The organism is Streptomyces sp. NPDC025806 (assembly GCF_055558275.1).
This window is the reverse complement of the sequence record NZ_JBVHMU010000009.1, coordinates 63,148-85,250: the sequence shown is the minus strand read 5'-3', so window position 1 is coordinate 85,250 and position 22,103 is coordinate 63,148. Positions and strand designations below refer to the sequence as shown.

Sequence of the window (22,103 nt, the reverse complement as noted above, 5' to 3'; positions counted from 1 at the left end):
CGCCCCGAATTATGAACCAATGGTGACACCAGCGGTTCGGTCCGGCAAGGGATGCGGCGCGGACTGCGGCGACGTGTGCTGCTCCTCCCCCGCGAACTGGGTGCGGTACAGGTCCGCGTAGCGCCCCTCGACGGCGAGGAGCTCGGTGTGGGTGCCGCGTTCGACGATGCGTCCGTCCTCGACGACGAGGATCTGGTCGGCGGAGCGGATCGTGGACAGCCGGTGGGCGATGACGAGGGCGGTGCGGTCCGCGAGCGCCTCGGCGAGCGCCTCCTGGACAGCGGCCTCGGAGGTGTTGTCGAGGTGGGCGGTGGCCTCGTCGAGGATGACGACGCGCTGTCGGGCGAGCAGGAGGCGGGCGATGGTCATGCGCTGGCGCTCGCCGCCGGAGAGCCGGTAGCCGCGTTCGCCGACCACGGTGTCGAGTCCGTCGGGCAGGGACGCGACGAGGGCGTCGAGCCGGGCCCGGCGCAGCACGTCGCGCAGTTCTTCCTCGGTGGCGTCCGGGCGGGCGAGCAGCAGGTTGGCCCGGACGGTGTCGTGGAAGAGGTGGCCGTCCTGGGTGACCATGCCGAGGGTGGCCCGCAGCGAGCTCGCGGTCAGGTCCCGTACGTCGACGCCGCCGATGCGCACGGAGCCGGAGTCGGTGTCGTAGAGGCGGGGCAGGAGTTGGGCGACGGTGGACTTGCCGGCGCCGGAGGAGCCGACGAGGGCGACGGTCTGGCCGGGTTCGGCGCGGAAGGAGACGCCGTGCAGGACCTCGGCGCCGCCGCGGGTGTCGAGCGAGGCGACCTCCTCCAGGGAGGCGAGGGAGACCTTGTCGGGGGACGGGTAGCCGAAGCGCACCTCGTCGAACTCGACGGCCACCGGCCCCTCGGGCACCGCGCGGGCGTCCGGCTTCTCGTCGATGAGCGGCTTCAGGTCGAGGACCTCGAAGACCCGCTCGAAACTGACCAGCGCGCTCATGACCTCGACGCGGGCGCCGGCCAGGGAGGTCAGCGGGGCGTAGAGCCGGGTAAGGAGCAGGGCTAGGGAGACGACGGCGCCGGCCTCCAGGGTGCCGTCGAGCGCGAAGTAGCCGCCGAGTCCGTAGACGAGCGCGAGGGCGAGGGCCGAGACGAGGGTCAGGGCGGTGATGAACGCGGACTGCGCCATGGCGGTCCGTACGCCGATGTCCCGCACCCGGGCGGCCCGCTCGGCGAACTCGGCGGACTCGTCCTCGGGGCGTCCGAACAGCTTGATGAGCGTGGCGCCGGGGGCGGAGAACCGCTCGGTCATACGGGTGCCCATCGCGGCGTTGTGGGCGGCGGCCTCGCGCTGGAGCCGGGCCATGCGGGAGCCCATGCGGCGGGCGGGCAGCACGAAGACGGGCAGCAGGAGCAGCGCGAGAAGGGTGATCTGCCAGGAGAGGGTGAGCATGACGGCGAGGGTCAGGATCAGGGTGACCACGTTGCCGACGACGCCGGACAGGGTGTTGCTGAAGGCGCGCTGGGCCCCGATGACGTCGTTGTTGAGGCGGCTGACGAGCGCGCCGGTGCGGGTGCGGGTGAAGAAGGCGACGGGCATGCGCTGCACGTGGTCGAAGACGGCGGTGCGCAGGTCGAGGATGAGGCCCTCGCCGAGGTTCGCGGAGAGCCAGCGCGCGAGGAGTCCGATGCCGGCCTCGGCGAGCGCGATGACGGCGATCAGCAGGGCGATGCGTACGACGTGCCCCTGGTCGTGGCCCTTCACGATGCTGTTGACGACGTCCCCGGCGAGCACCGGGGTGGCCACGGCGAGCAGCGCGGTGACGATGCTCAGCAGGACGAACTGGGCGATGCGTCTGCGGTGCGGCCGGGCGAAGGCGGCGATCCGGCGCAGGGTCGCGCGGTCGAAGGGGCGGCGGTCGGGTCCGCCGTTCTGGGCGTTCATGACGCTGTGCAGCTGCGTCCAGGCTGTGGTCTCCATGCTCATGCCGATGACGCTACGACCTCAACCAATGTTGAGGTCAAGAAAACGGCGGGCGCCCCCTCGGACGAGCCGCGCGGCGCCCGGCGAGGCTCCCTTGACCACGCCGCGGCCGGACCATACCTTCGCACCGAATTCACCCCTTTTGCGGGGTGGGTGACCACCGGAACCGACCGACGGGAAGCCTTCGGATGCCCCAGCTCGGCAGGCGCACGCTGTTGTCCGCGCTCGGCGTCACGGCGGCGGCCGGTGCCGTCGTCGCCGCCCCGGCGGCCCGCGCGTCCGTCGCGGCGCGTTCGGCCCGCAGGGCACGGCGCGGCCCCCACGACGACGAAGTGCGCGCGCTGCTGCGCCGGATGACGTTCGAGGAGAAGCTCGGGCAGTTGCAGCAGCTGCCGTGGTCGTGGGAGCTCAATCCGGGTGCGGGCGAGACGAAGGAGGTCGAGGAGGCGGCGCGCGCGGGCCGGCTCGGCTCGGTGCTCAGCGTCCTGGGGGCCGCCCTGACGAACGCGCTGCAGCGCATCGCCGTCGAGGAGTCGCGGCTCGGCATCCCGCTCCTGTTCGGCCTCGACGTCATCCACGGCTGCTGGACCACGTTCCCGATCCCGCTCGCGCAGGCGGCGAGCTTCGACCCCGAAGTGGCCCGCACGGACGCCGAGGTGTCGGCGCGGGAGGCCCGCTCGTGCGGGGTGCACTGGGTGTTCTCGCCGATGATGGACGTCACGCGCGAGCCGCGCTGGGGCCGGATCGCCGAGAGCGACGGCGAGGACCCGTATCTGACCTCGCGGTTCGCGGCCGCCAAGGTCGAGGGCTACCAGGGCGACGGCTACCGCGACGGGCGGACCGTCGCGGCCTGCGCCAAGCACTTCGTCGCGTACGGGGGCGCCGAGGGCGGGCGCGACTACAACACGGTGGACGTGTCGGAGTCGCGGCTGCGCAATCTCTATCTGCCGCCGTTCAAGGCGGCGGTGGAGGCGGGCGTGGAGACGGTGATGGCGTCGTTCAACACCATCGGCGGGGTCCCGGCGCACGGCAACGCGCACACGCTCACCGACATCCTCCGCCAGGAGTGGGGCTTCGACGGAATGATCGTCAGCGACTGGGCGGGGGTCCAGGAGCTGATCGCGCACGGCTTCGCCGCGGACGGCGCGGACGCGGCGCGGCGCGCGCTGAACGCGGGCGTGGACATGGAGATGACCAGTACGCATCTGCTGACGGAGGGCCGGGCCCTGCTCGACGCCGGACGCGTCACACAGCGCCGGATCGACGACGCCGTGTCGCGGGTGCTCCGGCTGAAGTTCACGCTCGGCCTGTTCGAGGAGCCGTACGTGAAGGAGTCCGCGGAGATCACCGCTCCCTCCCCCGCCGCCCGCCGGGCCGCGCGCACGGCAGCCGCGCGCTCGATGGTGCTGCTCAAGAACGACGGCGAGGTGCTGCCGCTGCGGCGCTCGGTCTCCTCGATCGCCCTGGTGGGGCCGTTCGCGAACTCCGCCGACCTGCTCGGGACCTGGGCCGTTCCCGCCGCGGCGAAGCGCTTCCCCGCGGCGAAGCTCCTGGACGCGGTGCGCGAGGCCGCGCCGGGTGCACGGGTGACGTACGCGCGGGGCGTGGCCGCCGACGGAGCCGACACGGCCGGGATCCCGGAGGCCGTCGCGGCGGCGCGGGCGGCCGAGGTGACCGTGGTGGTCGTGGGCGAACCGGCCGCGCTCAGCGGTGAGGCGGCGGCGCGCAGCGACCTCGGACTGCCGGGCGCGCAGGAGGAGTTGATCGCGGCCGTCGCACGGACCGGCAGGCCGTTCGTCGTGGTCCTGGTGAACGGGCGGCCGTTGACCGTCGGCGGTTGGCTCGACACGGCCCCCGCCGTCCTGGAGGCCTGGCATCCCGGCGTGGAGGCGGGCCCGGCGATCGCGGACGTGCTGTTCGGCACGGTGAACCCGGGCGGCAGGCTGCCGGTGTCGTTCCCGCGCACGGTGGGCCAGCTCCCGGTGCACTACAACCACGAGTCGACGGGCCGCCCCGCCGACCCCGACAACAAGTACACCTCGAAGTACCTGGACCTGCCGTCCACCCCGCAGTTCCCGTTCGGACACGGCCTGAGCTACACGACGTTCGGACTCGGCACACCCGAGCTGAGCCGCGCCGCCGTGGCGGCCGACCAGCTGCGCGACGGCGCCGAGGTGGAGGTCACGGTGAGCGTGCGCAACACGGGCGGGCGCGCGGGCGACGAGGTGGTGCAGCTGTACGTGCACGACCGGGCGGCGAGCATCGCGCAGCCGGTGCGCCGCCTCATCGGGTTCGAGCGGGTCACACTGGAGCCCGGCACGTCCCGCACGGTCCGCTTCCGGTTCGGGGCGCCCGAGCTGGGCTTCTGGACGAACGACCCGGACGGTGAATTCCTGCTGGAGGAGGGCGTGTTCGACCTGTACACCGGGACGAGCTCGACGGCACGGGCCAGACTGACGCTCACGGTCGAGTAGGGCGTTGCCGGGCGCCGCGGGGCAGGCGGGACTTTCGGCACCCGCCCCAGGTCACTCCCGGGTCAGCCGAGTTCGAGTGAGGTGACACCGAAGACACACTCGGCGCGGTGGGGACGGACCGGTCCGGTGTACATGCGGGCGGTCTCGAATCCGGCGGCGAGGCCGCGCGCCTCGGCGAGGGCGACGGCGGCTCGGTTCACGTCGGGCACGTCGAGCGCGACGGGCCCGTCGGCGGGCGCGAGCGCGTCGAAGAGGGCGGCGGCGTCCGCCGCCGTGTCGGCGAACAGCGGCCCGATCCGCGGCATGTCGCGGCCCGCCCTGACGACTCCGTACCCGGAAATCCGGCCGCCGGTGACCCGTACCAGGGTGGTGTGTCCGGCGGTGGCGAGCCAGGAGTCCAGGAAGCGGGGCCGGTCCGCGGGCTGGCAGGCGCTGTCGTACGCGTGCAGTTCCGGGAGCCGGTCGCCGACGGGCTCGATGCCGTCCGGGCGCGGGCCCGCGGGCCGGTGCGGTACGCCGGTGTAGCGGACGGTGCGGTGGGCCAGGTCGAATCCGGAGCGGCGGTAGTTGTCCTGCTGGTCGACCACTCCGTCCAGACCGACCGTGCGCGTGCCGGCGTGGGCGAGCCCAGTGCGCCAGGTGGCGATGCCGTAGCCCCGGCCGCGCAGGTCGGGCCGGACGAGGTAGAAGCCCAGGAAGGCATAGGCGTCGTCGTAGTTGACGACGGAGACGGCGGAGGCGGGCTCGCCGTCGACGCGCCCCAGGAAGAAGCCCCCCGGATCCTGCGCGAAGAAGCTCGGCGTGTCCGCGAGCCCCGGGTTCCAGCCCTCGGCGGCGGCCCAGCCGTGGACCACCGCCCAGTCGGCGGGTGCGGCCGGGGCGACGTCGAGCCGCCGGGAGTCGTCCTGCATGCGTGCTGCTCCTGTTCGTCACGGTGTGGCCGGCGTGTCGTCACACCGACACGGACCGGGTGTAGGGTCCGACCTTCCCGATCACTCCCCGGTCGTCACATGCCTGCGGCAAGATGACCGGACGCGGTTTCGAACCACCAGTATTCACAAGGGAGTTGACATGACCGAACCGTCCCCCGCCGACGTCCGGATCGACACCAGCAAGCCGCATCCCGCGCGGGTGTACGACTGGTATCTCGGCGGCAAGGACAACTACCCCGTGGACGAGGCCCTCGGACGGCAGATCACCGAAATGGAGCCCACGGCTCCGTACGGGGCGCGGCACAACCGCTGGTTCATGCAGCGGGCGACGCGCATGCTCGCCGGGCGGCTCGGGATCCGCCAGTTCCTGGACATCGGCACGGGCATACCCACCGAGCCGAACCTGCACCGCATCGCGCAGTCCGCGAACCCTGACGCGACGGTCGTGTACGTCGACAACGACCCGATCGTGCTCGCCCACGCGGGGGCGCTGCTGCGCGGCACCGCCGAGGGCGTCACCCGCTACCTCCAGGCGGACGCGCGCGACCCCCGGCGGATCGTGGCGCTGGCCCGGGAGATCCTCGACCTCGACCGGCCGGTCGCGCTCTCGCTCATCGCGCTGCTGCACTTCATCCCGGACGAGGAGGGCGCGTACGACATCGTGCGCACGCTCGTCGACGCGCTGCCGTCGGGCAGTCATCTCGTACTGTCTCAGCTCGCCTCGGACTTCGACCCGGAGCGCACCCGGGAGGCCGTCGCGATGTACAAGGCCGGCGGGGTTTCCCTCGTGCCGCGCACCCGCACCGAGATGGCCAAGTTCTTCGAGGGAACGGACCTGCTGTCGCCGGGCATCGTGTGGCTCCCGGACTGGCATCCGGAGCTCGGCGTCGACGAGGTGCGCGACGGGACGCCGGTGCCGCTGTACGCGGGGGTCGGGCGCAAGCCCTGAGCGACCCCGGGAGACGGGGCGCGGCGCGCCACGCCGACATGGCGAAGATCACACATGGCGATGCCCACGTGACGGACCGGAGCGAAAAGCCGCACCGATCGCCTACCCTCTTTCACATGTCCTCCACTCCTGCCCCGCACTCCGAACGGTCCGCCGACGAGGTCAACGAGCAGATCCGTGACCTGTGGGCGCGTACCGGCGGGCAGTTGACCGCCGAGGACCGCGCGGAGTACGAGGTGCTGGTGACGGAGTGGGCGATGGCGATCGGTGAAGGAGCCGTGCAGAGGGCCTGATCCGGCCTCCGGCCTCGGCCCCTCCTCCGCCCCGCCGCTCAGTTCCGGTCCGCGTCCCCGTTCAGGACTGGGGACGCTTGCCGTGGTTCGCCGCGTGCTTGCGGCGGGACTTCTTCTTGCGGCGTCGCTTCGATGACATCGGGACCTCCCGGGGCGTAGCGGACACATCCGTGGCTCACCCTTGCACAGGCCGTTCGGCCGCGCGATTCCGCGAGGTCACGCTTTGTCCCCCGGGTGCTCGCGGTCGAGGACCGGCGCCGGTCGTTCACGGCTTCTCCGCAAAGGCGTTGACGGGGCCGGAGCGGTCTGGGAGGGTCACGTGGCCCGTCGCTCCGTCTCCCCCGGTGAGGGACCGAGGAGATCCCACCCCGATGACGCACCGCCCCGCATCCGTCTCCGAAGCCGCCGGCTCCGACTGGCGGCGCTTCGCCCGGGCCCACTGGGCCGGGGAACCGGTGGTGGTGGCGGACGCTCCCGGGATCGGCTTCGGAGCGGCCGAGGCACACACGCTGCTGGTGGCCGCCGCGGCGCGCCCCGGACGGACCCGGCTGACGACCTCGGACGCGCTGCTGCCCGCCCCGGGACCGCTCCTGCCGGGCCTGGACGATCCCGACACGGCCGCGTACGTCCGCCGCCTGGCCGCAGCGCCCGAGCTGGCCGGGGACGGCTGGCTGCTCACGGCCACCGACCCGCTGACCCACGATTTCGGCCTGTGGGCGCGCGTGCGGGACGTCCTGGACGGCCTGTGGCGGCACGTCGGCCGGCCCGCGCTCCCGGTCACGGCGGAGCTCGCCGTCGGGGACCGGCACCACGCGCCGGACCGGCCCGGGGTCCGCGCGGACACAGCGGGCCTGACCTGGGTGCTCGACGGCTCCCTCACGGTGCGTGTACGGCCCGAGCACACCGGCACCGAGTACGTCCTGCATGCCCGCGCGGGCGATCTCGTGCACTGGCCGGCCGGCAGCCACCCTCTCGACCAGCGCACCGGCCCGTGCACGACCCTGCGCCTCGCCGTGCCCGCACGGCGCTCCTGCGCCCTCCCGTACGTCTCCGAGGTCCTCGGCGCGCTGATGCGCGACGCGGCGGGGCCCTGGGCGCGCCGGCGCCCGCTCCCCCATCCGGCGCCCGCCGCACCCGACGGGCGGCTCGCCGTGCCGGCGCCGCTGCGGGACTGCGCGGACCTGCTGCGCGGGACGCTCGCGGGGCGCGCCCCCGAGCGGGCGCTGCTGCTGCGCTGGGCCGCGCTGCGGTCCGCCGCCGGGCTGGATCCGGTCCCGCCGCCCCAGCCGGGCATCGCCTTCGCGCCGGCGCACCGATTACGGCGCGTGACGGAGATCGTGCGGGTCGCCGACGGCGCGGACGGGCCCGTGTGGGCGGCCAACGGCCACGCCTGGCCGGTGCCCGCCGCCGCCTCCGACCGGCTCCTCGCACCGCTGCGCGCCGCCCGCTCCGGCATCACCGTGGCCGAGCTGGCCCGCGCCGCCCGGCTGCGGCCCGCGTCCCCCGAGCTGACCGGCCCGCTCGACGCGCTGTACCGGGCCCGCGCCGTGGACGTGGAGCCGTGCCCGGGCGCGGGGCGTTCGTGAGCGCGCCCGGTCCGCCCCGCACAGACGTCCTGGACCCGCTCGACTGGCGGGTCTTCGCGCACACCCACTGGGACCGGCGGCCCGTCGTGCTGCGCCCCGCGGGGCCGAACGCCGCGCCGTTCGACCGGAACGAGGTGTTCGAGAGCGCCGTCGTCGCCGCACAGTTCGCGGTGACCGCCGCGCGGGCCGAACTGACCGTGGGCTCCCGGCTGCTCACCGACCCCGGGGACCTGCTGCCCCTCCAGGAGGACGGCTCGTTCGCCCGCTACGACCTGCGTCTCGCCGGGCAGACGGAGGGGCGGCCGTTCGCGCTGGTCGTCCACGCCCTGCACGCGGCGCACCATCCGCTGTGGGCGCGGGAGCGGTCCTTCCTCGCCGGTCTGTGGGACGAGGTGGGCTCCCCCCACGCCGGGGTGCGCACGACCCTGACCCACGGCACGCGCGAGCCCGTCGTCCCGGCGGAGGCGGTGCGGGAGGCCCGGTTCGTGTGCCTGCTGACCGGACGGCTGCGCCTGCGCGTGACGGACGGCGCCGGGGACACGACCGTCGCCGCGACGCTCCCCGGCGACCTGCTCTATCTGCCGCCCGGCCACGACTGGGCGGCGGCGGACCCCACGACCCGGCCCGTGACCACTGTCCGCGTCGGTGTGCCCCGCGCCCCGCACACCCACTGCCCGCCCCCGGATCCGCACGGGCCGGCCCGGACCGGCCGGCCCGGCGGCGACGACATCCTCGTACGGGACGACGCGGCGGGAGCGGCCGGGGGGCTGCCCGCTGTGCTGGCCGAGGCGCTCGACGTGTTCCGGCTCGGGGCGCGGCCCGCCGCGACGGAACGGCGCCTGGCGCGGGAGGCGCTGCGGCACGCCACCGACGGCGGGCTCCGTCCGGTGCCGCCCGCGGCGCGGCCCGGCTGGCTCACGGACGACGACGCGGTGCGCGCGGTCGAACGGATCCTGTGGGCGCCGGGCGCCGGACGGCGTCTGGTGGCGGCGTGCGGGCATGTCACCGAGACGGATCTCTCCGAGGCCGAACTCGCGGCCGTCCTCGGCCTGTTGAACGCCGGGCGGCCGGTGGCGGTGGTCGAACTGACACCGCCCGCACGGCACCTGCTGTCGGTCCTCGCCGGTTTCCGCGCGATAGAACGCCTCTGACCCCGGGGCCCCGTCGGCTCGGCTACGAACTGTAGGGGATCGCGAGGTACTTGTACTCCAGGAACTCGTCGATGCCGACCCGGCCGCCCTCGCGCCCGAGACCCGACTGCTTGACGCCGCCGAAGGGAGCGGCCGGGTTCGAGACGAGGCCGGTGTTCAGGCCGACCATGCCGGTCTCCAATCGTTCGCCGACCCGGAGCGCCCGGTCGAGATCACGGGTGAAGACGTACGAGACGAGGCCCCACTCGGTGTCGTTCGCGATCCGGACGACGTCGTCCTCGTCCTCGAACGTGAACAGGGCGGCGACCGGGCCGAAGATCTCGGTGCCGGTCAGCTCGGCGTCGCGCGGCACCTGGGCGAGGACGGTCGGAGGGTAGAAGGTGCCGGGCCCTTCCGGGAGTTCGCCGCCGGTCAGGACCTTGGCGCCGCGCCCCACGGCGTCGCGGACCAGGCGCTCCACCTTGTCCCGGCCCGCCGCGTCGATGAGCGGGCCGACGTCGGTGCCGGGCGCGGTGCCGTCGCCGACGGTCAGGGCGGACATCCTGGCGGTGAGGCGGGCGGCGAAGTCCTCGGCGACTCCGGCGTGCACGTAGACGCGGTTCGCGGCGGTGCAGGCCTCCCCCATGTTGCGCATCTTGGCGACCATCAGGCCGTCGACGGCCGCGTCGAGGTCGGCGTCGTCGAAGACGATGAACGGCGCGTTCCCGCCGAGTTCGAGCGAGGTGCGGACGACGGTGTCGGCGCACTGGGTGAGCAGGATCCGGCCCACCTGGGTGGAGCCGGTGAAGGAGAGCTTGCGGATGCCGCCGCCGCGCAGCAGGGGTTCGACGACGGCGGCGGCGTCGGACGTGGTGAGGGTGTTGAGGACGCCGTGCGGGAGGCCCGCCTCGGCGAGGATCGCGGTCAGGGCCAGGGTGGACAGCGGGGTCTGCGGAGCCGGTTTGAGGATCATGGTGCAGCCGGCGGCGACGGCCGGGCCGATCTTGCGGGTGCCCATGGCGAGCGGGAAGTTCCACGGGGTGATCAGGAGGCAGGGGCCGACCGGCTGACGGAGCACCAGGTGGCGGTTGCGTCCGTCGGGGCTGGTGGCGAAGCCGCCGTCGATGCGGACCGCCTCCTCGGAGAACCAGCGGAAGAACTCGGCGGCGTAGGCGACCTCGCCGCGGGCCTCGGCTAGCGGCTTGCCCATCTCCAGGGTCATGAGCAGCGCCAGGTCCTCGGCGCGTTCGAGGATGATCTCGTGGGCGCGGCGCAGGATCTCGCCCCGGGCCCGCGGCGCGGTGCGCGCCCAGCCCTCTTGTGCCTCGCGGGCGGCGGCGAGGGCGCGGGCCGCGTCCTCCGGTCCGGCGTCGGCGACCTCGCACAGGGCGGTGCCGGTGGCCGGGTTGTCGACGGCCAGCGTCCGTCCCGACGCGGCGGCCGCCCATCCTTCGCCGATCCGCAACTGCTTCGGCACGGAGTCGATCACTGGGTGCGTGGGCATTCTGGGGGCTCCTGGTGGGTCGGGGGTGGTGGGTGGTGCGGCGCCGCGGGGTGGCGGGTGCGGGTTGGTCGGGGCTGGGTTGTGGGGGGGGCGGAGGATCGTCGCCGGGTGCCGCGCCGTCGTGGTTGGTCGCGCCCACGCGGCGGAGCCGCAGATCGAGACGGCCCCGCGCCCCTGAAGGCGCACTCCATGCACCCCAGGGGACCTGCCGGTCCCGCACGGGAGCCGGCGCATGGCTCAGCCCGTAGCCGTGGCGACCGCCGTGTTCCACAGGCGGAGTGCCTCGTCGATCTGGGGTTCGGTGACCACGAGGGCCGGGATCATGCGGACCACGTTGCCCCAGGGGCCGCAGGTCAGGAGGAGGAGGCCCTCGTCCGCCGCGGCCTGCTGGGCGCGCAGGGCCGTCGTCGGGTCGGGGGTGCCGTCGGGGGCCGTGAACTCGCTGGCCAGCATCAGGCCGAGGCCGCGCACGTCGCCGATCGCCGGGTGCTTCGCGGCGACGTCCTCCAGGCCGGCGCGCAGCCGGGCGCCCATGGTCGCCGCGTTGGCGACCAGACCCTCGTCCTCGATGACGTCGAGCGTGGCGCAGGCGGCCGCGCAGGCCACCGCGTTGCCCCCGTAGGTGCCGCCCTGGGAGCCGGGCCTGACCCGGTGCATGAGGGACTCGGGCGCGGCGATGCCGGACAGGGGGAAGCCGCTGGCCAGGCCCTTCGCGGTGATGAGGACGTCAGGGCGGACGGCGAAGTGCTCGTGGCCCCAGAAGCGGCCGGTGCGGCCGACGCCGGTCTGGATCTCGTCGAGGATCAGCAGGATGCCGTGCCGGTCGGCGCGCTCGCGCAGCCCTTGCAGGAAGGCCGTGTTGGCCGGGACGTAGCCGCCCTCACCGAGGACGGGTTCGATGATGATCGCGGCGGTGTCGTCGGGGTCGGTCACCGTCTGCAGGAGGTGGTCGAATTCCTTCAGGGCGAACCGCGTGGCCGTCTCCTCGTCCCAGCCGTAGTGGTACGCGTTCGGGAACGGGGTGATCGCGACCCCGGCCATGAGCGGCCCGAAGCCGGTACGGATCTTCGTGCCGGACGTGGTGAGGGAGGCGGCGGCGACGGTGCGGCCGTGGAAGCCGCCGTGCGCGACGACGATGTTGGGCCGCCCGGTGGCCTGGCGGGCGAGCCGCATCGCCGCCTCGACGGCCTCGCTGCCCGAGTTGGCGAAGAAGAGACTGTCGAGGCCCTCGGGCAGGACGTCGCCGAGCCGCTCGACGAGCCGTTGCAGCGGCTGGTGCAGGACGGTCGTGTACTGGCCGTGGATGAGGGTGGCGACCTGTTCCTGGGCGGCGGCCACGACCCGGGGGTGGCAGTGCCCGGTGCTGGTGACGCCGATGCCGGCGGTGAAGTCCAGATAGCGGCGGTCGTCGATGCCGTAGAGGTGGACGCCCTCCCCTCGCTGCGCGACGACGGGGGTGGCCTGACGCAGATGCTCGGACAGTCGGGTCATGCACTCCAGCCTCGGGGCCGGGGCGAACCGTCGTCAATGGGTCATGTACGACGATTCCCCGCCATCCCCGAATTCACCCCTCTGACCTGGGAGTTCATCGAAACGGAACGGCTCCCCCCGCGTGTCGCGCCCCACGGGGGCGTGCGGCAGGATGGCCGCGCGCGGGCGGTCAGGACGCCCGCGCGCGCCCCATCCCCGATCCGGCAGGTACCAGGTGACGAAACATCACATAACGCTTTACTCCGCAGTGTTGAGCGCGGGAGGTGTCCGGTGACCCGCGCTGTCGAACTGCACGACCTGCTGTTCTCCGGCGTCGCGCTGCTCGCCGGGCTGATCGGCGGCCTGCTGCTGCGGGCCCTGATGCGCTGGCTGGGCGTGCGGGCGAGCGAGACCAAGTGGGGCGGCGACGACGTGATCGTCGACGCGCTGCGCACGCTCGTGCCGTGGGCGACGTTCGCGGCGGGCGCGGCGGTGGCGGCGGAACTGCTGCCGCTGACGGCGCGCACCGGCCGCACGGTGAACACGGTGCTGACCGCGTTCGTCATGGTCGCCGCGACGCTCACGGCGGCGCGCGTCGTGACGGGCCTGGTGCGCACGGTCGCGCAGTCCCGCTCCGCGGTGGCCGGATCGGCGACGATCTTCGTGAACATCACCCGGGTGGTCGTCCTCGCGATCGGCTTCCTCGTGGTGCTCCAGACGCTCGGCGTGTCCATCGCCCCGCTGCTCACCGCCCTCGGCGTCGGCGGCCTCGCGGTGGCGCTCGCCCTCCAGGACACGCTCGCCAATCTCTTCGCGGGCGTGCACATCCTCGCCTCCAAGACGGTCCAGCCCGGCGACTACATCCGACTGAGCAGCGGCGAGGAGGGCTATGTCGTCGACATCAACTGGCGCAACACGGTGGTGCGGCAGCTCTCCAACAACCTCGTGATCATCCCGAACAACAAGCTGGCCGGGACGAACATGACCAACTACAGCCGCCCGGAGCAGGAGATGACCCTGCTCGTGCAGGTGGGTGTCTCCTTCGACAGCGACCTCGACCTGGTCGAGCGGGTCACGATGGACGTGGTCGCCGAGGTGATGAGCGGGGTCGAGGGCGCGTTGCCCGAGCACGAGCCGGCGGTGCGCTTCCACACGTTCGGCGACTCGCGGATCAGCTTCACGGTGATTCTCGGCGTCGGCGAGTTCAGCGACCAGTACCGGATCAAGCACGAGTTCATCAAGCGCCTCCACCGGCGCTACCGCGACGAGGGCATCCGCATCCCGTCCCCCGTGCGTACGGTGGCGCTCGCCCAGGGCAGCGCCCCGGTGGTCATCCCGCAGCAGCGGGACGCCGCGCAGCACCCCGTCGGCTGACCGGACGTCAGCCGAGCAGCAGCCGGTCGAGGACCCTGGCGGCGGTGTCGGCCATGAACGCGTTCCGCCCGCGGTAGTACGCGAGTTCATGGACGGCGATGGTCAGGGCCCAGCCCCGGCCCCGCCGCCAGGCCGCCTCGTCGTGGCCGACGGCCGTACGGAAGACGGCGGCGCCCGCGTCGTCGAGGACGTACCAGGCGGCGATGAGGTCGACGGCCGGGTCGCCGAGTCCCGCGCAGCCGAAGTCGATCACGGCGGTGAGGCGGCCGGTCCCCGGGTCGACCAGCACGTTGCCCGGTTCCAGGTCGGCGTGCAGCCAGACCTCGGGGCCGGTCCACGGGGGCGCGTCGAGGGCGTCCTGCCACAGGTCGGCCGCCGCTGCGGTGTCGACGATCCCGTCGAGCCGGGCGATGGTCTCGCGGGTGTCGGTGTCGCGCGGGGCGAGCGGCCCGCTCCGGTACGCGGGAGGCGCGCCGGCCGGGTCGGACTTCTGGAGCGCCCGCACGAACTCGGCGATGTCGACGGCCAGTCGGGCGGGGTCCGTGAGCGGACCGCCGGTGGGGATCGTGCCGGGCAGCCAGCGGTACACGGCCCACGGCCAGGGGTAGCCGCGCCCGGGTCCGCCGGTGCCGAGCGGTTCGGGCACGGCGACCGGCAGTCCGGGAGCGAGGCGCCGTACGGTGTCCTGCTCCCCCGATACGTCGGCGGCGGCCCCCGAGGTGCGCGGCATGCGGACGACGAGGTCGTCGCCGAGCCGGAACAGCAGGTTCTGGGTGCCGTCGGAGGCGACGGGGCGCAGCGGCAGGGCGGCCCAGTGCGGGAACTGGTCGGCGAGCAGCCCCCGGACGAGAGGCTCGTCCATGGCGGGCTCGTCGTCGTGCAGCGTGCGCGGTGCGCTCATCGTGGCCCTTCGCCGATCCGCCGGTTCACCGGTCCGCACAGCCGACCGCGCGGACGCCCGAGCCTAGGGCCCGTACCGGCCGCGGGCATCCGGATTTCTCCAGGTCCCGCGCCGTCATTGTCAGCCGGTACCGAGCCTTCCGGCCCCGATGTGGCACGCCGCGACCAAGACAGCCCCCGGGGGTCCCGGCCTACGGTCGGCAGCATGGTCGAACCCGCACAGATGACACCCCCCGAAGCCCCGGCGTCCGCGCCGGAGGTCCACAATCTCGTCCGCGCCGACACCTACGTCGACTCCGTCGCGCTGATGCGCATCGCGAGCGCGCTGACCGCGCTGCCCGGCATCGCGGCGGCCGGTCTGGTGATGGCCACGCCCGCCAACCGGCAGCAGGTGGAGGCGGCCGGGCTGCTCGCCGCCGAGGGCGCCTCGGCCCGCCCCAACGACCTGCTCATCGCGCTGCGCTGCCCGCCCGACGCGGTGCCCCGGGCCGTGGAGGAGGCCGACCGGCTGCTGGCACAGGGCCGCCCCGACGACGCGCACGGCACGGCCGGCACGGGCGCCTCGGACGACGTGGACGAGCCGCCCCGCTCGCTCGCCACGGTGCCGGGCACCCCGCGCCTCGCGGTGATATCGACGCCCGGCGCGTACGCGGCGGCCGAGGCGCTCAAGGCGCTGCGCCTGGGCATGCACGCCTTCGTGTTCAGCGACAACGTGCCCGTCGCGGACGAGGTCGCCCTCAAGCGTGAGGCCCACGCGCGCGGGCTGCTGATGATGGGGCCCGACTGCGGCACGGCCGTGCTCGACGGGATCCCGCTCGGCTTCGCGAACGCGGTGCGGCGCGGCCCGGTCGGCCTGATCGGCGCGTCCGGCACGGGACTTCAGCAGGTGTCGACGCTGCTCCAGGCGTACGGCACCGGCGTCAGCCAGGTCATCGGCGTCGGCGGCCGGGACCTGTCGGAGGAGGTCGGCGGGGCGTGCATGCGCGACGCGCTCGACGTGCTCGCCGCCGACCCGGCGACGGAGTCGATCGTCCTGGTCTCCAAGCCGCCCGCGCCGGGTGTGGCCCGCGAGGTCCTCGCGCACGCAACCGGCACCGGCAAGCCCGTCGTCGCCGCGTTCCTGGGCGGGGCGCCCGACGCGCCGCCGGGCGTCCGCGTGGCGGGCACCCTGCGTGACGCGGCCCGGGCCGCCGCCGGACTCGACGGTCCCGCGCCCGTCCCGGCTCCGCTCCCCGCGCCGACCGGGGAACGGCGCCTGCTGCGCGCCCTGTACGCGGGCGGCACGTTCGCGTACGAGGCACGCCTGCGCCTGGAGGCCGCCGGGGTCAAGGCGGACGTGGACGCGCAGCCGCCCGCGCCGGGTGACACGCCCCGGCTGCCCGCCTCCCATGTCGTCCTCGACCTCGGCGACGACCTGTTCACGGCCGGGCGCCCGCATCCGATGATCGACCCGGCGGTGCGCGCCCCGTGGCTGGCCGCCGCGCTGCGCGACCCGGCGACGGCGGTCGTGGTGGTGGACGTCGTCCTCGGGTACGGGGCCGACGCGGATCCGGCGGGCGCGGTGGCCGACGTCGTCGCTCAGGAACGCGCGACCTCCGGTGCGCGGTTGCCGCACATCGTGGCCTTCGTCGTCGGCACCCCGGACGATCCGCAGGGCCTCGACGGGCAGCTGCGCGCCCTGCGGGACGCGGGCGTCACCGTCCTCGACAGCAGTACGACGACGGCCGACGCCGTCGCCGCCGTGTTCGCCCCCGTGCCCTGCGGCACGCCGTCCGACCGGAGGACCCGATGACCGCGTCATTGCTCGGAGCGGACCCGCACGTCGTGACGGTGGGGCTCGACTCCTTCGGCGCGGCGCCCCGCGCGGCGGGGGCCCGCGTCACGCCCGTCGACTGGCGCCCGCCCGCCGGGGCCGACCCCGCGCTGGGCGCGAAGCTCGCCCGGCTGACGGCGCACCCCCTGATCGACGCCGCGAACGAGGAGGCGCTGCGCCGCGTCCTGGACGTACGGCCGCTGTGGACGGACGTCGTGACGGCGCGTGAGGCGCTGCCCGTGTTCGCGGGTGCGGAGCGGGTGCTGCTGCACGCGGGGCCGCCGATCGCGTGGGAGCGGATGTGCGGGCCGATGCGCGCCGCGGTGGTGGGCGCGGCCCTCCTGGAGGGCTGGGCGGACACGCCGGAGGCGGCGGAGCGGCTCGCCGCGTCCGGGGACATCGCGTTCGCGTCCTGCCACGATCACGACGCGGTGGGCCCGATGGCGGGGATCATCTCGCCGTCGATGCCGCTGCTCGTCGTGGAGGACGCGAGCACGGGCCGGCGCGCGTACAGCAATCTGAACGAGGGCGCCGGACGCTGTCTGCGCTACGGGGCGCTCGGCGACGACGTGCTGGCGCGGCTGCGCTGGATGGGCGAGCGGCTCGCACCCAGCCTGAAGGCGGCGCTGCGTTCCCTGCCCGAGCCGGTCGACCTGCGCTCGCTGACCGCGCAGGCCCTCCAGATGGGCGACGAGTGCCACAGCCGCAACACGGCGGCCAGCGCGCTGCTGCTGCGCGCCATGGCCCCGGCGCTCGCCCGGCAGGCGGACCTCGGCGGGGTGGAGGCGCTCGACTTCCTCCAGGACAACACGTACTGGTTCCTCAACTTCTCGATGGCGGCGGCGAAGACGGCGACGCTCGCCGGTCACGGGGTGCCGCACTCGACGCTGGTGACCGCGTTCGCCCGCAACGGCGTGGAGGTCGGCATCCGGGTCAGCGGCGGCGGTTCCGCCTGGCACACGGCTCCGGCCGCGGTCGTCGAGGGCCTGTACTTCGCGGGCTACGGGCCCTCGGACGCCAACCCGGACATCGGGGACAGCGCGGTGACGGAGGTGTACGGGCTCGGCGGTTTCGCGCTCGCGGCGGCGCCGGCCATCGTCGGCTTCGTCGGCGGGACACCGCGCGGGGCCCGGGCGACGAGCGTGCGGATGGGCCGGATCACGGTGGGCCGCCATCGTGAACTGCGGCTGCCGGGGCTCGACTTCGAGGGCAGCCCGCTCGGGATCGACGTACGGGCCGTCGTGGACACCGGCATCGAACCGGTGATCACGACCGGGATCGCGCATCGCGAGCCGGGCATCGGCCAGATCGGCGCGGGCCTCACGCACGCCCCGATGGAGTGCTTCACGGGAGCGCTGCGGGCGTTCCCGGAACCGGAACCGGAGCACGAGCCGGGGCCGGGGGTGTGAGCCGGCGGTGAGGACGTCACCGGGGCGGCGGCGCGTGCGGGGCCGTCCGCCGCGGTGGACGGCCGGAGTGTCCTGGGCGCCGCCCCGCGCCCAGGGCCTCCTGGCCATCGGGCCGGGAGCGGATCAGGGAGCCTCGGGCCGGACCGCGGCCTGCCGGGGGTCCGTGGCGGCCGTCTCCTGCGAAGCGGCCTGGCCGCCCGGGCCCTCGGTGCGGCCGGCGGCCGCGGGCAGGTCCGGCATCTGCGCCACCGGGAAGGTCAGCTTCATCGACAGGTAGGCGTAGACGGGGCCCAGCGCGTTCATGGCGACGACGCACACCCAGGCCGCCCACGGGTTGCCCGGGTCGTAGCCGAAACCGCCGAAGAACGTGGCGAAGTAGCAGGCGAAGCCGAAGAACATGCCGGGGATGAGCGTGAAGAGCTGGGTCCGGCCCGTGTACATGAGGGCCGAGTTCACGACGAGGATCACCAGCGCCTGCATCAGGTTGCGGGCGAACCGGCCCTCCCCGAGAGCCGTCCCGGCGTGCTGTTCGACGAGCACGATGACGAGGGCGAAGCTCGATCCGGCCACCATCGCGGGCCAGATCTTCTTCGCCCCCTCCATGCTGGGGCCGCCCATCAGGAACATCGCCGCCCAGGGGACGAAGATCGCCCAGGGCGGCAGATGCAGTGCGGTGCCGCCGACGAAGGCGGTGGTGGCGGCCAGGATCGACGCGACGATCTCGTGCGGTATGCGTTCACGCATGACGGGCTCCACTTCGCTGGGTTCAGGGCCCCGGAGGGCCGGGTGGTGCGGTGGGCGGGTCGATCAGGGTGCGGGTTCGGGTGGTGCGCGCCACGACACGGCCTGCCTTGATCACGTAGGCGCGGTCGGGACGGTCCAGGACGATGTCGTCGTAGCGGGTGGTGTCGAGGACGACGAGATCGGCCGCGGCGCCTGCGCGCACGCCGTAGGTGTCGGCGATCCCGACGACGCGGGCGGCGTCGTGGGTCACCATGCGCAGGACCCGGCGCAGGTCGGCGGGCCCGTGCAGGTGCCCGGTCTGGGCGAGCAGCAGCGCGATGTCGAGCAGGTCGCCGGTGCCGTACGGGGTGAACGCGTTGCGGAGGTTGTTGGAGGCGGTGGCGGTGAGCACCCCGGCGTCCCACAGTTCGCGTACGGGGGCGATGCCGCGGCGCACGGGATGACGGTCGGTGCGGCCACCGAGGTGGAGGTCGGTGGCCGGCAGCGGGACGACGGCGACCCCGGCGTCGGCGAGCGCGCCCAGGACCTTGGCCCGCTCGGGTTCGGGGCGCGCGGCGAGCGAGGTCATGTGGCCGAGGGCGACCCGGCCGCCGAGGTCGCGGGCGCGGGTGGCGTCGGCGACGTACTCGGCCATGGCGTAGCGGCTGTCGCTCGCGTCGTCGGCGAAGTCGGCGTGCAGGTCGGCGGGGACGCCGTGTTCGACCGCGAGGTCGAGCACGAGGTCGACGTGGCGGCGGCAGAGCTCGACGGAGTCCTCCTGGTAGGCGCAGCCGCCGACCACGTCCGCGCCGGCGGCGAGCGCGCGGCGCAGGAGCCGCTCGGTGCCGGGCGAGCGCCAGATGCCCTCCTGGGGGAACGCGACGATCTGGATGTCGATGAACTCCCGGTACTCCTCGCGCAGTTCGAGCAGCACCTCGACACCGAGGAGCCCCTGCACGTGGTCGACGTCGGGGTGGGCGCGCAGGGTGGTGGTGCCGGACTGGATCGCGGCCTCGACGGCCCGTCGGGAGCGGGCGGTGACGTCCTCGTGCGTGAACTCCCGTTTGAGTTCGAGGGTGACGGCGATGGCGTCGGCGAGGGCGGGGCCGCGCGGGGCGCGCCGCCCGTCGAGGTAGGCCTTGTCGGGGTGGATGTGCGCCTCGACGAATCCGGGCAGGACGACGCGTCCGGCGCAGTCGACGACGTGCGTGTCCTCGGCGTCGGGTCCTCCAGGCCCCGTCGGCTGTACGGAGTCGATCCTGCCGTCGGTGACGAGGATGTCGGAGAGGCCGGCCGCGTCCTCGACGCGGGCCCGGCGCAGCAGCAGACGGTTCACGCGCGCACCTCCAGAGCCTCGGCGGGCTCGTCGACGCCGCTCGGGAGGTCCCCGAAGTCGGCCTTGCGGATCAGGCAGTGGACGCCCTGTACCTGGTCGACGACCTGCGAGATCTCCAGATCGGCCGCCGCGCTCAGGTACGCGTACGCGCTCGCGGGGTCCATGCCGACGCGGGTGGTGAGGAAGCGCAGGGCGACCTGGACGCTGTCCCGCATCGCCTGGTTCAGGTCCTCGTTCAGGCCGATGGCGACCCAGTGGGTGTCGGTCTCGCCGAACGGGCTGTCGATCAGGCCGACGGCCCGGCGGGCGGCGGCGCCGCTGAGGACGCTGAGCCGGAACGTGGCGCGCAGCGGTGCCTCGAACGCGGTGAGCGCGACCTCGCCGTTGCCCTGCGCGAAGTGCGGGTCGCCGGTGGTGAATCCGGCGCCGTCCACCTGGACGGGCAGGTACAGGGCGCTGCCGGTGTCGATCACCTTCACGTCGAGGTTGCCGCCGTGCCGGCCCGGGGGCACGGTGCTCAGCGGCGTCTCGTGCGCCGGGGTCACGCCCATGATCCCCATGAACGGGCGCAGCGGGAACCGGGCGCGGCGCCCCTGATCCCCGTAGGGCAGCAGCCCGAACTCCCGTCCGCCGCTGTCGACTTCGACGGTGGTGTACGTGGACACGGTGCCGCAGGGCATGCGGCGGGTGACGCCGGTGCACGGGTGGGCGGGGTCCGGGTGCGCGGCGGGCAGGGCGCCGCGGCCGTGGCGGCTGGAGACGATGCCGTAGTCGGTGCGACGGTGCAGGGAGAGGACCTCGACCTTGAGGAGGTCGCCGGGGGCGGCGCCGGTGACGGCGATGGGTCCGGTGACGACGTGCGGGCCGTGCTCCTGCGCGTCGCGGGGCATGCCGGAGGCGGCGATGTCGCGGGCGTCGGCGGGCACGGCGTGCTCGGGCACCCCGTAGGCCCCGAAGAAGCTGACCGGGTCACGCCCCTGGTCCTCCAGGATCCCCTCGTGCGACACGGAGTCGACGGTGACGGTGTCCCCGTCCCGGACGGTCAGGACGGCCCGGTCGCCGGGCGTGGGCAGGGTCCCCCAGCGGGCGTTGTCGGGCGTGGTGGGCAGGTGGTGCCGGCCTTCGGGCGCGGCGAGCTGACGGGTCATCGAGGGTCTCCCTGAGCGACGGTCGGTACGGGGTCGGTGACGCGCGCGGAGGTGCCGGGGGACGCGGGCGGCGGGGCGGGCTCGGCCGTGGCCGGAGCGGCGGCACCCGGACGGATCCAGGTGCCGCCGGCTCCGGCCAGCGCCGCCGGCAGCGCCACCGGTGACGTGATCAGGACGCGGGCCGTGGGGCCGGACGCCCGCAGAAAGCCGAGGGCCGCCTCGATCTTGGGGCCCATGCTGCCGGGCGGGAACTGGCCCTGCTCCAGGTGGAGTCGGGCCTCGTCGGCGGTCAGGAGGTCGACGGGGCGTTCGGTGGGCCGGCCGTGGTCGAGGGCGACGCGGTCGACGCCGGTGGTGATGACGAGGAGTTCGGCGCCGAGGCGGGCCGCGAGGAGGGCGGAGGTGGCGTCCTTGTCGATGACGGCCTCGATGCCGCGGTAGCCGCCGCCGGGCTCCTCGACGACGGGGATGCCTCCGCCACCGCCCGCGATCACGACCTGGTCGCGGTCGAGCAGCGCGGCGAGCGCGGATTCCTCGACGACGCGGCGGGGCGCGGGCGAGGGCACGACGCGGCGCCAGCCGCGCCCCGCGTCCTCGGCGACGCTCCAGCCGTGCCGGGCGGCGAGCTCGCGCGCCGCCTGTTCGGTGTGGAAGGAGCCGATGGGTTTGGTGGGGTGCGCGAAGGCGGGGTCGGCGGGGTCGACGACGGTGTGGGTGAGCAGCGCGGCGACGCGGTCGCCGAGGCCGCGGGCGCGGAGCCGGCCGCCGAGGGTGGTGGCGAGGATGTAGCCGAGGGAGCCCTGGGAGTCGGCGACGCACATGTCGAGGTCGAGGCGCGGGAGTTCGGGCGCGAGGGCGGCGACCAGGTCGGAGCGGCGCTGGATGAAGCCGACCTGGGGGCCGTTGCCGTGCGTGACGACCAGGCGCCGCCCGTCGGCGGCCAGTTCGGCGAGCGGTCCGGCCAGGGCCTCGGCCGCGTCGAACTGTTCGGCGATGGTCGCGCCGGGCCCGCCGCGCAGCAGGGCGTTGCCGCCGATCGCCACGACGGTCACGGCTGCGGGGACGGCGCTCAGCGGGAGGGAGTCAGGCATGGCGGTCACCCTAGGAACGGC

18 protein-coding genes are annotated in these 22,103 nt (G+C 74.3%); 8 read left to right on the top strand and 10 right to left on the bottom strand.

Going from position 1 to position 22,103, the window contains the following annotated elements; genetic code table 11:
• Positions 1–9: 9 nt before the first annotated feature.
• On the bottom strand, positions 10–1,947 hold the full coding sequence (locus ACZ4E1_RS21620; RefSeq protein ID WP_467541936.1) for an ABC transporter ATP-binding protein: 1,938 nt from the start codon (positions 1,945–1,947) through the stop codon (positions 10–12).
• A gap of 356 nt (positions 1,948–2,303) precedes the next feature.
• Between ACZ4E1_RS21620 and ACZ4E1_RS21615 the strand changes: the two genes are divergently transcribed.
• Positions 2,304–4,424, top strand: a complete 2,121-nt coding sequence (locus tag ACZ4E1_RS21615) for a glycoside hydrolase family 3 N-terminal domain-containing protein (RefSeq protein WP_467541934.1) — start codon at positions 2,304–2,306, stop codon at positions 4,422–4,424.
• A 62-nt stretch (positions 4,425–4,486) separates the two neighbouring features.
• Here ACZ4E1_RS21615 and ACZ4E1_RS21610 read toward each other — a convergent pair whose 3' ends face one another.
• Positions 4,487–5,335, bottom strand: coding sequence for a GNAT family N-acetyltransferase (locus tag ACZ4E1_RS21610; RefSeq protein WP_467541473.1), 849 nt, complete (start codon positions 5,333–5,335; stop codon positions 4,487–4,489).
• 160 nt (positions 5,336–5,495) lie between these two features.
• On the opposite strand from ACZ4E1_RS21610, the gene ACZ4E1_RS21605 reads away from it, so the two are divergent.
• On the top strand, positions 5,496–6,305 hold the full coding sequence (locus tag ACZ4E1_RS21605) for an SAM-dependent methyltransferase (protein ID WP_467541471.1): 810 nt from the start codon (positions 5,496–5,498) through the stop codon (positions 6,303–6,305).
• Positions 6,306–6,421: 116 nt separating this feature from the next.
• Positions 6,422–6,598 carry a hypothetical protein gene (locus ACZ4E1_RS21600; RefSeq protein ID WP_188335772.1) on the top strand — a complete coding sequence of 59 codons (177 nt, stop codon included), beginning with the start codon at positions 6,422–6,424 and terminating at the stop codon, positions 6,596–6,598.
• 61 nt (positions 6,599–6,659) lie between these two features.
• On the opposite strand, the gene ACZ4E1_RS21595 is transcribed toward ACZ4E1_RS21600, so the two are convergent.
• Positions 6,660–6,737, bottom strand: a complete 78-nt coding sequence (locus ACZ4E1_RS21595; protein WP_373287922.1) for a 50S ribosomal protein bL37 — start codon at positions 6,735–6,737, stop codon at positions 6,660–6,662.
• A gap of 232 nt (positions 6,738–6,969) precedes the next feature.
• Here ACZ4E1_RS21595 and ACZ4E1_RS21590 point away from each other — a divergent pair, with 232 nt between their 5' ends.
• Together ACZ4E1_RS21590 and ACZ4E1_RS21585 are read left to right on the top strand one after the other, a co-directional pair.
• On the top strand, positions 6,970–8,184 hold the full coding sequence (locus ACZ4E1_RS21590; protein ID WP_467541469.1) for a hypothetical protein: 1,215 nt from the start codon (positions 6,970–6,972) through the stop codon (positions 8,182–8,184).
• On the top strand, positions 8,181–9,335 hold the full coding sequence (locus ACZ4E1_RS21585; RefSeq protein ID WP_467541467.1) for a hypothetical protein: 1,155 nt from the start codon (positions 8,181–8,183) through the stop codon (positions 9,333–9,335). Before ACZ4E1_RS21590 ends, ACZ4E1_RS21585 begins: the two co-directional genes overlap by 4 nt.
• Before the next feature lie 22 nt (positions 9,336–9,357).
• On the opposite strand, the gene ACZ4E1_RS21580 is transcribed toward ACZ4E1_RS21585, so the two are convergent.
• Both ACZ4E1_RS21580 and ACZ4E1_RS21575 read right to left on the bottom strand, forming a co-directional pair.
• Positions 9,358–10,818 carry an NAD-dependent succinate-semialdehyde dehydrogenase gene (locus ACZ4E1_RS21580; protein WP_467541465.1) on the bottom strand — a complete coding sequence of 487 codons (1,461 nt, stop codon included), beginning with the start codon at positions 10,816–10,818 and terminating at the stop codon, positions 9,358–9,360.
• A 237-nt stretch (positions 10,819–11,055) separates the two neighbouring features.
• Positions 11,056–12,309: an aspartate aminotransferase family protein gene (locus tag ACZ4E1_RS21575; RefSeq protein ID WP_467541463.1), complete on the bottom strand. Its 1,254-nt coding sequence runs from the start codon at positions 12,307–12,309 to the stop codon at positions 11,056–11,058.
• Between the two features lie 270 nt (positions 12,310–12,579).
• Here ACZ4E1_RS21575 and ACZ4E1_RS21570 point away from each other — a divergent pair, with 270 nt between their 5' ends.
• The gene (locus tag ACZ4E1_RS21570) at positions 12,580–13,662 is read left to right on the top strand and encodes a mechanosensitive ion channel family protein (protein WP_467541461.1); all 1,083 of its coding nucleotides are present in this window, start codon (positions 12,580–12,582) and stop codon (positions 13,660–13,662) included.
• Between the two features lie 7 nt (positions 13,663–13,669).
• Here ACZ4E1_RS21570 and ACZ4E1_RS21565 read toward each other — a convergent pair whose 3' ends face one another.
• A complete protein-coding gene (locus ACZ4E1_RS21565) occupies positions 13,670–14,563 on the bottom strand; it encodes an aminoglycoside phosphotransferase family protein (RefSeq protein ID WP_467541459.1) in 894 nt (297 codons plus the stop codon).
• 204 nt (positions 14,564–14,767) lie between these two features.
• Here ACZ4E1_RS21565 and ACZ4E1_RS21560 point away from each other — a divergent pair, with 204 nt between their 5' ends.
• Both ACZ4E1_RS21560 and ACZ4E1_RS21555 read left to right on the top strand, forming a co-directional pair.
• Complete coding sequence (locus ACZ4E1_RS21560) at positions 14,768–16,354, top strand: acyl-CoA synthetase FdrA (RefSeq protein ID WP_467541457.1); 1,587 nt, start codon at positions 14,768–14,770, stop codon at positions 16,352–16,354.
• Entirely contained in the window at positions 16,351–17,784 is a 1,434-nt protein-coding gene (locus tag ACZ4E1_RS21555) for a YlbE family protein (RefSeq protein WP_467541455.1), read from the top strand. The genes ACZ4E1_RS21560 and ACZ4E1_RS21555 overlap by 4 nt, the downstream gene beginning before the upstream one ends.
• A gap of 123 nt (positions 17,785–17,907) precedes the next feature.
• Here the strand turns inward: ACZ4E1_RS21555 and ACZ4E1_RS21550 are convergent, their stop codons facing one another.
• The 4 genes from ACZ4E1_RS21550 to ACZ4E1_RS21535 are packed head-to-tail and all read right to left on the bottom strand — an operon-like array spanning position 17,908 to position 22,082.
• Positions 17,908–18,528, bottom strand: a complete 621-nt coding sequence (locus ACZ4E1_RS21550) for a DUF1097 domain-containing protein (protein ID WP_467541453.1) — start codon at positions 18,526–18,528, stop codon at positions 17,908–17,910.
• Positions 18,529–18,550: 22 nt separating this feature from the next.
• Positions 18,551–19,843 carry an amidohydrolase family protein gene (locus ACZ4E1_RS21545; protein WP_467541451.1) on the bottom strand — a complete coding sequence of 431 codons (1,293 nt, stop codon included), beginning with the start codon at positions 19,841–19,843 and terminating at the stop codon, positions 18,551–18,553.
• Positions 19,840–20,991 (bottom strand): acetamidase/formamidase family protein, encoded by a 1,152-nt coding sequence (locus ACZ4E1_RS21540; RefSeq protein WP_467541449.1) that lies wholly within the window; start codon positions 20,989–20,991, stop codon positions 19,840–19,842. The genes ACZ4E1_RS21545 and ACZ4E1_RS21540 overlap by 4 nt, the downstream gene beginning before the upstream one ends.
• Positions 20,988–22,082 carry a carbamate kinase gene (locus tag ACZ4E1_RS21535; RefSeq protein WP_467541447.1) on the bottom strand — a complete coding sequence of 365 codons (1,095 nt, stop codon included), beginning with the start codon at positions 22,080–22,082 and terminating at the stop codon, positions 20,988–20,990. Before ACZ4E1_RS21535 ends, ACZ4E1_RS21540 begins: the two co-directional genes overlap by 4 nt.
• Positions 22,083–22,103: the final 21 nt, after the last annotated feature.